This window comes from Pseudomonas sp. NPDC086566, from assembly GCF_050280885.1.
GTDB lineage: Bacteria > Pseudomonadota > Gammaproteobacteria > Pseudomonadales > Pseudomonadaceae > Aquipseudomonas > Aquipseudomonas vlassakiae.
Map to the genome: position 1 here is coordinate 97,766 of NZ_JBNNWD010000009.1, position 15,025 is coordinate 112,790.

General features: G+C 64.6%; 15 protein-coding genes. 9 read left to right on the top strand and 6 right to left on the bottom strand.

All coding sequences use genetic code 11. From position 1 onward, the window contains the following. The first annotated feature begins 25 nt into the window (after nt 1–25). The 5 genes from ACQKPS_RS20845 (at nt 26) to ACQKPS_RS20865 (ending at nt 5,781) form a co-directional block, all read left to right on the top strand. Entirely contained in the window at nt 26–508 is a 483-nt protein-coding gene (locus tag ACQKPS_RS20845) for a cell division protein (protein WP_186603820.1), read from the top strand. After that, entirely contained in the window at nt 501–1,943 is a 1,443-nt protein-coding gene (locus ACQKPS_RS20850) for a TIGR01777 family oxidoreductase (RefSeq protein WP_254485000.1), read from the top strand. Before ACQKPS_RS20845 ends, ACQKPS_RS20850 begins: the two co-directional genes overlap by 8 nt. A 9-nt stretch (nt 1,944–1,952) precedes the next feature. Beyond that, nucleotides 1,953–4,397, top strand: coding sequence for an alpha/beta fold hydrolase (locus tag ACQKPS_RS20855; protein ID WP_254484999.1), 2,445 nt, complete (start codon nt 1,953–1,955; stop codon nt 4,395–4,397). Then, the gene (locus tag ACQKPS_RS20860) at nt 4,397–4,717 is read left to right on the top strand and encodes a YceK/YidQ family lipoprotein (protein ID WP_254484998.1); all 321 of its coding nucleotides are present in this window, start codon (nt 4,397–4,399) and stop codon (nt 4,715–4,717) included. The genes ACQKPS_RS20855 and ACQKPS_RS20860 overlap by 1 nt, the downstream gene beginning before the upstream one ends. Nucleotides 4,718–4,779: 62 nt before the next feature. Beyond that, complete coding sequence (locus tag ACQKPS_RS20865) at nt 4,780–5,781, top strand: 5'-nucleotidase (RefSeq protein WP_254484997.1); 1,002 nt, start codon at nt 4,780–4,782, stop codon at nt 5,779–5,781. 15 nt (nt 5,782–5,796) lie between these two features. Here ACQKPS_RS20865 and trbK read toward each other — a convergent pair whose 3' ends face one another. Further along, nucleotides 5,797–5,976: an entry exclusion lipoprotein TrbK gene (gene trbK, locus ACQKPS_RS20870; protein WP_099814542.1), complete on the bottom strand. Its 180-nt coding sequence runs from the start codon at nt 5,974–5,976 to the stop codon at nt 5,797–5,799. 119 nt (nt 5,977–6,095) lie between these two features. On the opposite strand from trbK, the gene ACQKPS_RS20875 reads away from it, so the two are divergent. Further along, nucleotides 6,096–6,866 carry an SDR family NAD(P)-dependent oxidoreductase gene (locus ACQKPS_RS20875; protein ID WP_427605532.1) on the top strand — a complete coding sequence of 257 codons (771 nt, stop codon included), beginning with the start codon at nt 6,096–6,098 and terminating at the stop codon, nt 6,864–6,866. 272 nt (nt 6,867–7,138) lie between these two features. On the opposite strand, the gene ACQKPS_RS20880 is transcribed toward ACQKPS_RS20875, so the two are convergent. Continuing rightward, the gene (locus ACQKPS_RS20880) at nt 7,139–7,357 is read right to left on the bottom strand and encodes a hypothetical protein (RefSeq protein ID WP_427605533.1); all 219 of its coding nucleotides are present in this window, start codon (nt 7,355–7,357) and stop codon (nt 7,139–7,141) included. A 174-nt stretch (nt 7,358–7,531) separates the two neighbouring features. Here ACQKPS_RS20880 and ACQKPS_RS20885 point away from each other — a divergent pair, with 174 nt between their 5' ends. The 3 genes from ACQKPS_RS20885 to gstA all read left to right on the top strand — a co-directional run bounded on the left by ACQKPS_RS20885 (nt 7,532) and on the right by gstA (nt 11,294). Then, nucleotides 7,532–9,253, top strand: a complete 1,722-nt coding sequence (locus ACQKPS_RS20885; protein ID WP_427605534.1) for an ABC transporter permease — start codon at nt 7,532–7,534, stop codon at nt 9,251–9,253. Nucleotides 9,254–9,262: 9 nt separating this feature from the next. Then, complete coding sequence (locus ACQKPS_RS20890; RefSeq protein ID WP_427605535.1) at nt 9,263–10,567, top strand: nitrate/sulfonate/bicarbonate ABC transporter ATP-binding protein; 1,305 nt, start codon at nt 9,263–9,265, stop codon at nt 10,565–10,567. A 121-nt stretch (nt 10,568–10,688) separates the two neighbouring features. Beyond that, a complete protein-coding gene (gene gstA, locus ACQKPS_RS20895; protein ID WP_427605536.1) occupies nt 10,689–11,294 on the top strand; it encodes a glutathione transferase GstA in 606 nt (201 codons plus the stop codon). 61 nt (nt 11,295–11,355) lie between these two features. Here the strand turns inward: gstA and ACQKPS_RS20900 are convergent, their stop codons facing one another. The 4 genes from ACQKPS_RS20900 to ACQKPS_RS20915 form a co-directional block, all read right to left on the bottom strand. Beyond that, nucleotides 11,356–11,850, bottom strand: coding sequence for a DUF1543 domain-containing protein (locus ACQKPS_RS20900; RefSeq protein ID WP_427605537.1), 495 nt, complete (start codon nt 11,848–11,850; stop codon nt 11,356–11,358). Nucleotides 11,851–11,908: 58 nt separating this feature from the next. Continuing rightward, entirely contained in the window at nt 11,909–12,514 is a 606-nt protein-coding gene (locus ACQKPS_RS20905) for a TetR/AcrR family transcriptional regulator (RefSeq protein WP_283723275.1), read from the bottom strand. A 108-nt stretch (nt 12,515–12,622) separates the two neighbouring features. Then, entirely contained in the window at nt 12,623–13,831 is a 1,209-nt protein-coding gene (locus ACQKPS_RS20910) for an MFS transporter (RefSeq protein WP_283723274.1), read from the bottom strand. 180 nt (nt 13,832–14,011) lie between these two features. Further along, nucleotides 14,012–15,019: a cytochrome d ubiquinol oxidase subunit II gene (locus ACQKPS_RS20915; RefSeq protein WP_427605538.1), complete on the bottom strand. Its 1,008-nt coding sequence runs from the start codon at nt 15,017–15,019 to the stop codon at nt 14,012–14,014. Nucleotides 15,020–15,025: the final 6 nt, after the last annotated feature.

Below are 15,025 nucleotides of genomic sequence, written 5' to 3' on the forward strand. Positions count from 1 at the left end.
GTCACGGAAGCCGACAGGACAAGGAATGCTCCGCTCTTTTACCGCACGATGCGATGTGCGCCGTGCATGGGTACGCTGGCTGCAAGCCGCAGCGCTGATGCACTTACTGATTGGCCTGGGCCTTACCTGGGCCGGCCATAGCGCGTTGCTGGGCACATACCAACTGAGCATCGAGCAGGCGTTCTGGGGCCAGGCAGCACCAGCGCCTGCCCGCGAGCAGCAGGTGTGGTGGCTCGCACTGTTCGGCGCCACCTTGCAAAGCTACTCGCTGTACATGCTCGGCCTGATCCAGCTGGGCGACCGCCTGCGCAGCCACAGTGCCTGGGCCTGGCTGGCATGCGGCATCGTGCTGTGGGCACCGCAGGACATAGTGGTGTCGTTGCAGGCCGGCATGTGGTCGCACCTGGTCATCGATGGCCTGGCCCTGCTCGCCCTGCTGCCACCGTTGCTGTGGCTGTATCGCTGCGACCGCCCCACCACCACTTTGAAAGGACTTGAACGTGGCTGAACTGCCGATCCTCTCCTGGGCCCTCAACCTGCTGCTGATCCAGGGTTTGCTGGGCGCGCTGGACACTGTCTACCACCATGAACTGACCGTTGCCCTGCCCCAGCGCTACAGTGCGCGGCTGGAGCTGGCGATCCACGCAGTGCGCTCGTGCTGCTACGGCATCCTGTTTCTGGGTATCGCCCATGTAGCGTTCCAGGGCGTCTGGGCGATTATCGTGGCGGTGGTCTTCACCCTGGAGATCGGCCTGACCCTGTGGGATTTCGTGGTCGAGGACCGCAGCCGCAAACTGCCGGCCATCGAGCGCATCATGCATACCGTGCTGGCGATCAACGCTGGCGCCTTCTTCGCGCTGTACGGCCTGCAGCTGCTGCAGTGGTCGAGCCTGCCCGATGGCTTGGTGGCCATAGACCTCGGCTGGCGCGGCTGGCTGCTGACCCTGTTCGCCCTCGGTGTGACTGCGTCGGGGATCCGCGATGCGCTGGCGACGCTGCGCCTGCACCGGCAGGGGCCGCCAACCAACCCGTTCGCCGGCAGCGCCTACAAGCAGGTGCTGGTCACTGGCGGCACCGGCTTCATCGGCGAAACCTTGGTCAACCAGTTGCTCGATGCCGGTCACAGCGTCAGCGTTCTGGCCCGCGACCCGCTGCGCGCCGCCTACCTGTTCGACGGTCGCGCCCGCTGCCTGCGCAGCCTCGACAAATTCGGCCATGACGAGCGCTTCGACGTGGTCATCAACCTGGCTGGGGCACCCGTCGCCGGGCCACGCTGGACACCGCGCCGCCAGGCGCAGCTGCTGGCCAGCCGGGTCGGCACCACCGAGGCCTTGCTGCGCTGGACGCGACAGGCCCGGCACAAGCCGGCGCTATGGATCCAGGCCTCGGCCATCGGTTACTACGGTGTACGCGACGCTAGCCAGCCACTGGACGAAAGCGCCAGCAAAGGCGACGGCTTCATGGCCGAGCTGTGCGACCGCTGGGAGGCTTCCGCCAGCCCGGCCAGCGCCCTCGGCATTCGCCAGGTGGTGCTGCGCCTGGGCGTGGTGTTCGGCCCTGGCGGTGCCCTGACACCCCTGCTGATGCCGTTCCGCCTGGGCCTGGGTGGGCGCATGGGCGATGGCCGGCAAATCATGAGCTGGGTACACCGTGACGACGTGCTGGCGGTGATGGCGCGCAGCATGGTCGACAGCGAGATGCAGGGCACCTACAACCTGGTCGCCCCCGAGCCGGTCAGCCAGGCCACCTTCGCCCAGGCTGTCGGCCGACTGCTCAAGCGCCCGGTGTGGCTGCATGTTCCGGCCGCACCGGTTCGGGCGCTTGCCGGGGAAATGGCCGAGCTGTTCTTCGACGGCCAGCGCGTGCTGCCGAGCCGCCTGGAGCAGGCCGGCTACCGCTTCCGGTACCCGACCCTGGACAGCGCCTTGCGCGACCTGGCCTGAGGAGCAGCGATGAGCAAGCCCCTGCTGTACCTGCTGGCCGGCAACGGCAGCGCCGCCGACTGGTGGGACGATGCCGTGCCGCACTTCCGGCACTACCGGGTGCAGGCCCTGGAGCTGCCCGGCTTCGGCGACAACCCCGCGCCGCCCTGCGCGGACCTGGACGAGTACGCGCAAGCCCTGCTGAGCCTGAGCGAACGCGGACACGCCATCATGGCCGTTGGCGTCAGCGCGCTGATCGTGCTGCATGCGCTGCAGCGCAGCCCCGGCCATTTCAGCCGCAGCGTGCTGCTGGCCCCGGTCGGCGCCTTCCTCTGGCAACGCCGCCTGCCCGCGCTGATGTCGCCGCTGCCTCTGCGCAAGGCCATCCACTGGCTGCTCAGCCACAAGCCGCACTGGTTCGCCGCCAAGTTTTCCAGCCGGCGCTGGACGCCCGCGCAGTACCGGCGCATGGGTGCCGGCTATGCCCGCTGCCGCGCCTTCGTGCCCTCCTGGGCACAACTGCGCGCCGACAGCGCGCTGCCGCTACTGGAGTGGGTCACCGACCCTGTCGAGCTGGTATGGGGCGACCACGACCGCCTGCTGGGGATCGCCCAGGCCGCCGCCTGGTCGGCGATCCTCGCCCGCGCCGACCTGCGCATCAGCCTGCAACCGGGCTGGGGCCACTACCCCTGGATCGATGCGCCGGCCGAATTTGCCGCCTGGCTGGAGTCAGGCAGCCAAGGCTTCGTCGCCCACACCAAAGGCGGCCGCCTGCAACTGGCAGCACTGGCCGGCCAGGCTGTGCCCGAAGCCCTGAGCCTGGACGACGGCAACGACCCGCGCCTTGCCAGACTGCTTGCCTCGGCCCCGGATGCCCTGTGGGCCGTGCGTTCCTCCAGCTATGCCGAGGACCAGGCCGATGCCGCCAATGCCGGCCTGAGCACCACCTACCTGCGTGTGCCTGGACACGCCGTCGCCGACCGTGTCAGGGCACTGCGTGACGCCAGCGTCGAGGAAGTGGTGGTGCAGCGCTTCATCGAACCGAGGGTGTCCGGCATCGCCTTCGTGCGCCACCTCTCGGTGGAGCTGGAGTGGATCGAAGGCCATCTGGAAGCGCTGGCCGACGGCCAGGCCAGTCCCCGGCGCGCAACGCTGTCGCGCCTGGGCGCTGCCTGGCAAAGCGGCCACTTCGCCAACGTGCATGGCCTGACGGCCAACGCGATCTGGGACTTCCTGCAAGGCGTGCTGAAAGTGTTCCACTACGTGCCAGGCGATGTCGAATGGGCGTGGGACGGCCAGCAATTGTGGCTGCTGCAGTATCGCCCGATCAGCGAGCACGGCTGGCGCCGCCACCTGACCTCGGCCAACATCGCCGAGATCCTGCCGCCGCAACCCAGCCGCTTCGTCGAATACGCCCAGCGCCGCGCCGCCGCCAGCATTCCGGCGATCATGGCGCGCTGGGACAGCCGGGTGCTGCAGGACAACGAACCTTTCACCGCCGTGTTTGGCGGTGCCTCCTACATCAACAACGACCTGTTCCTTGCCCGCCTGGCCGACTGGGGCATCTCCGCTGCCAGCTACGCGGGCGAAGTCGGCGGCGCCACCCCCGACCTGCCCTGGCGCCCACTGCGCTTGCTGCGCGCTGTGCCGCGCCTGTGGCGCATGCAGCATGCTGCACGCAGCCACCTGCAAGCCTTGGCCCCGGGCCTGCAACGCTTCGACGCAGAACTGGCGCAGCTGCAGGCCGCCGGCGCTGACGGCCAGCAACTGGCAGACTGGTTCAGCCGCTTCTATGTCTTCGTGGTGCAGGGCAACCTGTGCATCGCCACGGCCCTGGCCAGCAGTGGCGGTGCCTGGCTGGGCCGGCCAGCGACCGCCTACAACGATCTGCAGCACAGCACCCACCGTCTGCCGTGGGAAACCGACCCCGGCACACCGCGGCCGGCGCCGACCGAACTGCCCCTGCAGCCGCTGCCCGCCTGGCCATCCGTCGTAACCTTGGCCCATCGCCTCGGCGTGCCCGGCTTGCGGGGTTACTACCTGCAAGTGCGCGAGTGGTACCGGGACAACCTGATGCGGATCTTCTTCCGCGTGCACCACGCCATGCCTGAGGCTCAGCGTGCCGATTGGTTCGGCCCGCATCCTGACGTGCGCACGCGCGACGGCAGCTTCTGGCAAGACGGCAGCCAGGGCAGCGAACAGGCCACCGGTTTCATGATCTACCCTGGCCAGGTGCAAGGCATCCTGGGCCAGGACATCCTCCTCGAGGACAGCCTCGACCCCGGCCGCCACGCCCACTATCAGGCCGCGCGGGCCGTGATTGCGCGCATGGGTGGGCGGTTGTCCCATGGTTCGACCTTGCTGCGCGAACTGCGAAAACCCTCGGCAGTGCTGCCCCAAGTGAGCAGCGAATGGCTGGGGCGTGAGGTGCTGTATCGGGACGGGGAATTACGGCTGGTTGAAGGACCCCGTTGATGAAAGACCAGGAAGGTGTGACCACACTTATGAAAAGGATTGCCAAGTACCTGGCGCTCTCGCTGCCGCTGATGTTGAGTGGCTGCTGGAGTACCCTCACTCACCTCGATGGCGAGCGCTGTGTCTATCCGGGCACGCGCTTTGGCTGGAACTTTGCCACGCGCAACGGCCCCAGTGGCCTGGTGGGCCTGATCGACGTGCCCTTCTCCTTTGCGCTGGATACGGTGCTGCTGCCCTATGACCTGACCGCGTTTCTGCCTGAAGATAGCGGTGGAGATCATCGGGAATGCAACCTGGATGGCTCGTTCGACGTGATGTAACGCACGGCGTTCGGCGCTTGGCCTATGATGATGGCTGGTCCCCGCCTTTCTCAGGACATCCCATGCCCTACCCCATCGAACAGAAACTTGTCGTCGGCGTCGCCTCCAGCGCCCTGTTCGACCTGACCGTCTCCGACAACATCTACCAGTGCGATGGCGTCGAAGCGTATCGCCAGCACCAGGAAGAAAACCTCGACGTGCCCTTCCCCAAGGGCGTCGCCTTCCCGTTCATCCGCCGCTTCCTGAGCATCAACAAGGCCTTTCCCGAACAACTGCCGGTGGAAGTGGTGCTGCTCTCGCGCAACTCGCCGGAAACCGGTTTGCGAGTGTTCCGCTCGATCAACCATTACAACCTCGACATCACCCGTGCCGCGTTCATGTCCGGCCGTTCACCCTACGAATACATCCCGGCGTTCAATGCCTCGCTGTTCCTCAGCGCCCATGAAGGCGACGTGCAGCGTGCAATCGACGCCGACTACCCGGCGGGCCTGGTGCTGCCGACGAAGATCTACGACGACGAGATCGATACCGAGCTGCGGGTGGCCTTCGACTTCGATGGCGTGATTGCCGATGACGAGGCGGAAAGTGTGTACAAGCAGCATCTGAACCTGGATGAGTTCCAGGCCCATGAGCGTGATCGCAAGGCCATCCCGCATCAGCCGGGGCCGCTGGCGGACCTGTACCGCAAGCTATCGCTGATTCGCAAACTGGAAGACCGCAAGTTGGCACAGGACCCTGCGTACCAGCGCATCCTGCGCATCGCGATCGTCACGGCACGCAATGCGCCGGCCCATGAACGGGTGGTGACGACCCTGAAGAACTGGGGCGTTTCGCCGGATGAGTCGTTCTTCCTTGGCGGGATGGAGAAGGACCGGGTGCTGTCGATCCTCAAGCCGCACATGTTCTTCGACGACCAGCGCAGTCACCTGACTTCAGCGGCGGGGGATCTGCCGATGGTGCATGTGCCCTTCGGTGTGGCGAACAAAGAGAAGCAACAAAATAGTGCCGAACAACTGCCATCGGAGCGTCCAGCCACGCCGCCAGCCCATCTTCGCCCGGCGTGAACCGCGACCATGCACTCACGGCGACTGCCGAGGCATGCACTTCTCGACCAGCGTATCGCGGTTGGCATTATTGGGGAGCGTCTTCAAACGATCGGGCTGGCAGTGTTCATCAGAGACCGCGTAGTGGGAAGAATCGTCGCCACAGGCCGCCAGCAAGGTAGCGATGGCAATCACAAGAAGGGATTTGCGAATCATCTGCTCACTCACTCCATTGACGGGCGGAGGTTTGGCAAAAGGAAAGACGCCTGCCAAAAGCGTAGCGCGTCACAGGGCGAGTTCAATGCCATACTCAATTCACTCGCGTGAGGTGCCGCATGAGCCTGATACCCAACCTCAATGGCCAGGCCAATGTCCTGATAGCCGGCGCAAGCCGTGGCATCGGCCTGGCGCTGTGTACGGCCTTGCTGGCGCGTGATGATGTGGCCAGGCTCTGGGCCGTGTCGCGCAATGCCAAAGGCAATGACGACCTGGCGACACTCGCCAGGCAACACGGCGAGCGCCTGGTACTGATGGATTGCGACGCACGCGATGAACGAGCACTCGCGGCACTGGCAGCCGAACTCGGGCGTGCCTGCGATCACTTGCACCTGGTCATCAGCACCTTGGGCATCCTCCATCAAGAGGGCGCCAAGGCAGAGAAATCACTGGCACAACTGGACCTGGCCGGCCTGCAGGCAAGCTTCGCGAGCAATGCCTTCGCACCGATCTTGCTGCTCAAGCACCTACTGCCCTTGCTGCGCAAGGCGCCCGCCACCTTTGCCGCGCTGTCAGCCAGGGTGGGGTCGATCGGCGATAACCGCTTGGGTGGCTGGTACAGCTATCGGGCCAGCAAGGCCGCGCTAAACCAGTTACTGCACACGGCAAGCATCGAACTGAGGCGCCTTAATCCGGCCTCCACCGTGCTGGCGTTGCATCCCGGGACCACGGACACAGCGCTGTCGCGGCCGTTTCAAGGGAATGTGCCAGCGGGCAAGCTGTTTGACCCTGCTTTCGCCGCGCAGTGTGTCATCGAGCAGGTCGGACGGTTGGGGCCTGCGGACAGCGGAGGGTTTTGGTCGTGGGACGGGCAATCGATTGAGTGGTGAGACACCATTTGTTTCACAGACCAGGGTCAGGTTATCGCCTTCCATGCGCTCGGCGAACGCTGCGGGTGTTCGCCTTTAGCGGTCTGGCGCCTATGAGATCGAGCGCCGCCCGCGCGGCGCATCGCGGATAAATCCGCTCCTACATTTGTTGCAACGTGACCATGTCTGTGAGGCCATGGTTGTCAGCCGGTTTGTACGGCTCAAGTCATGCGCCAAGGCAGGCGACCATGGCGTAACAGGTTCGGCACGTTGCAACAGATGTAGGAGCGGATTTATCCGCGATGCGCCGCGCGGGCGGCGCTCGATCTCACAGGCGCTGAAAATGTTGCGGCAGGCACATGTTCGGCCGCTACTGCAGCGAAAGCCTCTACGCCCTGCTCGGTCAGCGATGGCGCCACCGCCAGCGTAAATGCCTCCAGGCACAGGGCGCTGGCGATGGGTATATCGGCGCAGGTCAGCTTGCGTATCTGCATGTCAAAAAAGTTATCCATAACCCCCATGCCTTCACGTGACATTTCATGGCAGACAGCCGAACCTTATCCGAACAGCGTGTGCAGTGCCATCTGACCATCCGTTTTCGGCACATTGACCTGTCATCCACCTGAACCATACTGGCTCAGGTGCTGGCACCTGGCTCTTCCACACCTGACGATCGAGACCTGTTCATGGCCCGCCTGTTCAACCCATCGCCAGGCCTGCGTGAGGTAGCGCCCAATCGCTGGGACTGGATCCTTCTGCCATTGGTGCTGGTGGTCCTGGTGCTCGCCGCCTACGGCGCCATGCAGATGAGCCGGCCGTTCGTGGTCGGCGAGGCGCTGCCGATTGCCCTCGACCCGGTCAACCTGCCCTACTACCTGATGCGCACCATCCTGCGGATGTTCATCGCGCTGGGCTTCTCGCTACTGTTCGCCTTCGTCTTCGCTGCGCTGGCGGCCAAGTATCGCGCCGCCGAAAAGGCCATGATCCCGTTACTGGACGTGCTCCAGTCGGTACCCATTCTGGGTTTCCAGGCCATCGCCATCGCGCCGTTCATCGCGCTGTTCCCGGGCAACCTGCTGGGGGTGGAATGCGCGGCGATCTTCGCCATCTTCACCTCCCAGGCGTGGAACATGGCGCTGAGCCTGTACCAGTCGTTCCGCACCGTGCCGCCGGAGCTGAACGAGGCTGCGCGGATCTTCCGTCTCTCGGCCTGGCAGCGCTTCTGGCGCCTTGAGCTGCCGTTCGCAATGCCTGGCCTGCTGTGGAACATGATGATGTCGATGTCCGGTGGCTGGTTCTTCCTGGTCGCCGCCGAGGCCATCTCGGTGGCTGGGCAGGACATCAAGTTGCCCGGCATCGGCTCCTATATCGCCGTGGCCATCGACCAACGCAACCTCGGCGCCATCGCCTGGGCCATCGGCGCGATGCTCACCGGCATCCTGCTCTACGACCAGCTGTTCTTCCGCCCGCTGCTGGCCTGGGCTGACCGCTTCCGCTTCGAAGACACCCAGGGCGACACCGCGCAACGCTCCTGGGTGCTTGACTGGGGGCGCCGCAGCCGCTGGCTGAGCGCCTTCAGTGCGCAGCTGGCCAAGGGCGTGCAGAACGCCATGGGCTGGTTCGCCCAGCGCCACGACGGCACCGTGGCGCGGCGCCCGTGGCTGCGCCTGCCGGCCTGGTGGCCGCGCGCCTGGGACATCCTCCTGGTGCTGGCCTGCGCCTTTGCCTTTTTCCGCCTGGGGTTGTTCGTGCACCAGGACGTCGGCTGGGGCGAAGCCCTGCATGTGCTCGGCCTGGGCCTGATCACGCTGTGCCGGGTGATGCTGCTGATTGGCCTGGCCTCACTGGTGTGGGTGCCGCTGTCGATCTGGATCGGCCTGCGCCCGCGCTACTTGCAGAAGGTGCAGGCGCTGGCGCAGTTCCTTGCCGCCTTCCCGGTCAACCTGCTGTTCCCCCTGGTCGTCCTGCTGCTGGTGCATTTCCAGCTCAACCCGAACATCTGGCTGAGCCCACTGATGGTGTTCGGCACCCAGTGGTACATCCTGTTCAACGTGGTGGCGGGGGCTGCGGCCATTCCCTATGAACTGCGCCTGGCCGCCGACAACCTTGGCCTGCGCGGCTGGCTGAAATGGAAGCGCGTGTACCTGCCAGCGGTGTTTCCCAGCTTCGTCACCGGCGCCATCACGGCCAGTGGCGGTTCGTGGAACGCCAGTATCGTCGCCGAGTACGTCAGCTGGGGCGACACTTCGCTGGTGGCTGACGGCTTGGGTAGCTATATCAAACAGATGACCGACGCCGGCGACTTCCACCGCATTGCACTGGGGATCGGCGTGATGTGCATCTATGTGATGCTGCTGAACCGCTTTTTCTGGCGCCGCCTGTACCTGCGCGCCGCAAGCCGTCGTTGAGGACCAGCCATGAAACAACCACCGCTGATCCAGCTCAAGGGTGTGAGCAAGGCGTTCCGGGCCGCCGACGGCACGCCGCGAACCATCCTCGAAGGCGTCGACTTGCAGCTGCGCGAGCGTGAGATCGTCGCCCTGCTCGGCCGCTCCGGTTCGGGCAAGTCGACCCTGCTGCGGATCATCGCCGGCCTGATCGGTGCCGACCGCGGCACCGTCACCTACCGCGGCCAGCCAATCCACGGCCCGGTGGGCGGTGTGGCCATGGTCTTCCAGACCTTCGCGCTGTTCCCCTGGCTGACCGTGCAGCAGAACGTCGAACTCGGCCTGGAAGCCCAGGGTGTGGCCCCGGCCGAACGCCAGCGCATGGCCGACGCCGCGCTTGAACTGATCGGCCTGTCCGGCTTCGGCGGCGCCCTGCCACGCGAACTGTCCGGCGGCATGCGCCAGCGCGTGGGCATCGCCCGTGCCCTGGTGATGAACCCCGAAGTGCTGCTGATGGACGAGGCCTTCTCGGCACTCGACGTGCTCACCGGTGAAACCCTGCGCGACGACATGCTCGAACTCTGGGAAGAACACCGCATCACCACCCGCAGCATGCTGGTGGTGTCGCACAATATCGAGGAGACGGTGATGATGGCCGACCGCATCCTGATCCTCGCCAGCGACCCGGGCCGGGTGCGCTCGGAACTGCACATCGACCTGCCGCGCCCGCGCAACGCTGACTCGCAAGAGGTCCGCGGGCTTATCGACGAGGTCTATGCACTGATGACCCAGCGCCCCGAGGCCATCGCTGCCGCCGGCGCGCCACCGGCCGTGGAGCTGGGCTACCGGCTGCCCGATGCCGATATCGCGCGGATGGAGAGCGTGCTCGAGCTGATCGCCGGCGAACCGTTCAACGGCGAGGCCGACCTGCCGCACCTGGCCGAGGAAACCGAGCTGCCCGACGAGGTCCTGTTCCCGATCTACGAGGCGCTCGGCCTGCTCGGCTTCGCCCAGGTGGTAGAGGGCGACATCCGCCTGACACGCCACGGCCGCAACTACGTGACCGCCCGCCAGGCGCGGCGCCAGGACCTGTTCGCACGCCAGTGCAAGGGCCGCGTGTCGCTGATCGGCTACATCCTCGACAGCCTGCACCTGGAGCCTGCGGGCCTGCAGGAAAAAACCGTGCTCGACCGCCTGACCGAGTACATGGACGCCGAGGAAGCCGAGCGTGTGCTCAAGGTGGCCATCGAGTGGGGGCGCTATGCCGAGCTGTATGAGTACGACTTCCACACGCGCCGCCTGACCCTGGCCCGGGAAATCATCGATGAGCAGTGATTGCGCTGGCCGCTGGTCAGCGGTTTGCCTGAGAGCCTGCTTTGCTGTCATAACCTGAGCGCTGCACAGCGCCTCACCACGCCAGCCGTATCCCGGCTGGCCCACTCAATGGGAGAAGACCATGAAGCTCTTTTACTCGCCGGGTGCCTGTTCACTCTCGCCGCATATCGTCCTCAACGAACTGGACCTGCCCTACACCGTCGAAAAGGTCGACCTCAAGACCCATACCACGGCCAGCGGCGCGGATTTCTACACGCTCAATGCCAAAGGCTATGTGCCAGCCCTGCAACTGGATAACGGCGAGGTCCTCACCGAGGGCCCGGCGATCATCCAGTACCTTGCCGAGCACAAGCCCCAGGCCAACCTGCTACCGCCCGCTGGCACGCTGGAGCGCGCGCGGGTGCAGGAATGGCTGAACTTCATCGGTACCGAGCTGCACAAGACCCTCGCCGCCTTGTTCAACCCGAGCATCAGTGCGGAGGCCAAGAGCAAGACCATCGAAACCTTCGGCAAACGCCTGGGGTTCGTCGACAAGGCCTTGCAGGGCAAGGATTACCTGACCGGTAACGCTTTAAGCGTGGCCGATGCCTACCTGTTCACCATCGTCAACTGGGCGCCGATGCTGAAAATCGACCTCTCGCCCTGGCCAACGGTGGTGCAGTTCCAGAAGCGCGTCGCCAGCCGCCCGGCCGTGCAGAAAACCCTGGAAGCCGAAGGCTTGATCTGACCCGCGCCGGGTTCGAGCGGCCAGCCCCTCGCAGGCTTGCGCCGCTCGCCAGGGGCCAAGGCTAGGCCAGTACGATATAGTCGTTGCGCTGCACGATCCCGGCATGCGGCCCTTCAACCAGGTGCACATAGCGGCCGCCCACTTCATCAATGGGCAAGCAGTCATCAACGTCCAGCACCGCATCGGTATGGGCCTGCGCCCAATGTGACAGGATCTGCCGCTTGCCTTTTGCCTTGGCCTCACGTTTGTCCCTGGCCACGATCAACAGATAATGATGCGCTTCACCGAACGTCTGCGACTCGTAGCCTCCCAGGTTGATGAAGTACAGGCGAGGTGCATCGGCTGGTGGCGCCAGGCTGCTCAATTCCACCCGCCATCCCTCGACGCCATCGACAGCCATCCAGGCGTCGATATGCATGCCTTTGAGGCTGCCGAACCAGCTGTCACGCAGTTGCGGGTAGGCTTGTTCCAGCGTTTCGGCCACCACGAAAACGACGTCGTGCACCTCGATTTTTGCCCGAGGGTGTTTACCGCCAAGCAGCACTACGAACAGCATTCATTACCCCTGTCATCGTATTCGTCAGCCCATTGAAGCCGCTGAATGTAGCGTGCGGTCACGGTGCGGTAGCGTTCGTTGGTTGTTTCAGCACCCCACACAGCAGCAGGTCGAACGCCTGGCTTACCTGCGCCAGGCGCTCGTCACCGTTCTCGGCCTGCGCGATCCATACCGTCGCCTCCGCCAGGCTGCCATATATCAACGCGGCCAGCGCTTGAGCCTGCGCCTCGACAAGTACACCTTGCTGCACCAGATTCTCGATCAAATGGCGCAACGACTCTATGCAATGCCGCTGAGCCTCTGGCGAGCCGCCACCCAACACCGCCCTGGCATCACGCAGCACGATACGCTGAATTTCGGGATCCAGCGCCATTTCCAGGTAGGCGCGGCAACGCTGGCGAAAACCGTCCCAGGCGTTTTCGGCAGAGTCTGTGATAGCACACAGGCGCTCGTCCATTTCAGCATCGAGCTGCTCGACCACAGCCGCCAGCAACCCCTTCTTGTCGCCAAAATGGTGGTACAGCGCGCCCCTGGTCAAACCCGCCCGTGCGGTCAGGTCGTCCATCGAGGTATGTGCATAGCCCTGCTCGCTGAACATCTGACGGGCGGTGGCCAGCAACAGGGCTCGGGTTTCTTGCATTGCGGCGCGGGTGCGACGAACCATCCAGCTATTCCTTGTCGGGGGGCAAAACCTATTCATGCCTCTTGCGCGCATTGTCTTGGGCAGGAGGCACGCTGACAAGCTGTGGCCACGTCGCCAGGCTGAAACCGATCAAACCGAATACGACGCCTGCCGGGCCTGGGCGCGCATGCGCTGGTAGCCCCAGAGCGCAACCAGCAACACTGCGGCCCCGGCAGCCAAGGCCACGTTGAAGCCAGCCTTGGCGCCCCATCCATCCACCACCTGCCCCGCTGCCGCTGCACCGCCGGCCACACCTACGTTGAGCCCGGCGAGCAACCAGGTCATGCCTTCGGTCAGCTTGCGTTCGGGCACGATGCGCTCTACCAGCGACATCGCCACGATCATGGTCGGCGCAAAGAACAAGCCCGCGACCAGCACGGCGCCGGCCAACCCGACAATATTTCCCGCCAGCAGCAGCGGCAAGGTGGTCGCCGCAGTCGCCAGCCCGCCGAGCAGGAGCAGCTTGTGTAGCGAGGTATCGAGTTTCATCGCACCGAACAGCAACCCGGCAGCACAGGAGCCGATGGCATAGCAGGACAGCACGACGCTCGCCGCCGCCGGCATGCCCATCTGCTCGGCAAATGCCACGCTGACGATATCGACGGTACCGACTATCACGCCCATGGCGACCATCAGCAAGGTCAGCAGGCGCACGTCGGCCAGCCGGAACACCGAAGTGCTGCCTTGCCCGGTGACGGCTTCGGCCTCCACCGGTGGCTCGCTGCCGACCTGCACCGACAGGGCGATCACACCGATGGCCAAGAGCACGGCTGCAGCCAATGGCCCGGCCTGTGGCAGTACCGCCACGCTCAAACCCACCGAAATCGGCGGGCCGGCAATGAAGGTGACTTCGTCGAGAACGGTTTCCAGTGAATAGGCGGTTTGCAGTTGCGCCTTGCCGCGGTAGATCGCGGTCCAGCGCGCGCGGACCATCGCCGACATGCTGGGCATGAAACCGGCAAGCGCGGCGCCGACGAACAGCGTCCACTGCGCCAGCCGCCAATAGCTGCAAGCCAGCAGCAAGAGAATGCCCAGTACGCTGATTCCGGCGGCGGCTGGCAATACCCGGCGCTGGCCGTGGCGGTCGACCAGGCGCGAGATCTGTGGCGACATCAGCGCATAGGTCAGCACGAAGGTGGCTGCCACAGCACCGGCCAAGCCGTAACTGCCGGAAATCTGCGACAGCATGGTGATAATGCCGATACCGGTCATGGGCAATGGTAGCCGGGCCAACAGGCCAGCCAGGGCAAAGCCCTTGGCCCCTTTGGCCTGGAACAACTCGCGGTAGGTACTGAACATACTCGACTCTCCTTATCGACCTTGCGCAGTCGTGCGCCGGTGCGCGATTACATACATCGCGTATGATTAAAACCCTATTATCATACGTACTGAATGTAAAGCATCGCGATCCGGCCTGATTCTCCTTGTCAGGCAGATACCGTGCAGGTCCGCTTCGAAGATGGCAGCCAGGCCTATCAACTACCCGCGAATTTCTGGCGGATGAACTTTCCCGCTAAACACTCGAAAACCGAAGGTGTTGTAGAAAAAGGTCACCGGCATCAGCAGGACAAACCCAGCCAGCATGAAGGTTTGGCTTGTCCTGCCAGACGCGGCGCTGAACAGCGTGAGGCTGGGCGGGACGATCAGCGGAAAGAGGGTAACGACCATCAGCGTGAACGCCAGGACGAACACGCTCAGCGCGCAGATCAGCGGCACTACGTCGTAGCGACTTCGAAAGCTGAGCGCAAAAGCGATGAAGGCAAACAGGCCTGTTCCACCCATTGGCCCCAGAACGACCGGGTTGAAAAGTCGCTGCGCATAACCGGGGTTCAGGCAAGACGTCCAGAAGAGCAGCACCATCAATAGCACCATGATGGCTGCAGAAAGACATTGCGCTTGCCTGCGCGATGTTCGCTGCAGGCCACCTTCGCTTCGCCAATACAGCCAACAGGCGCCGAGCCACGCATAGCCCACCACCAGCACGCCCGCGCAATAGAGTGCGAAAGGGCTGAGCCATTCCCAGCCGGTTCCGGTGAATTGCCCGTTCTGGCTGGAAATGCCTTGCACCAGCGTGCCCAGCGCCGCGCCCTGGCATCCCCCGGCGATCAACGACCCGCACGTGTGCAGCGCGTCGATGCCGCGCTTGAGGGTCGGGCTTTGCGCGTAATCGCGAAATTCCAATGCCATGGCACGCATGATCAGCGCCAGGAACATGGCAACAAAGGGTAGGTACAACGCCGGTAGCAGCACCGCATACGCCAGCGGAAACAGCGCCAGCAGCCCTCCGCCCCCCAGCACCAGCCAGGTTTCGTTGGCATCCCAGATGGGCAGGATCGACACCGCCATGGCGCGTCGTCGCCCGGCGCTACGGGTCAGCCCCAAGAGAATGCCGACGCCCAGATCCGTACCGTCGAGCAACACGTAGCTGAGCACCGAGAATGCGAGAGCAGCAGCTGAAAGCAAAACGATCACGTCACCTTCGAGCATAGGCGC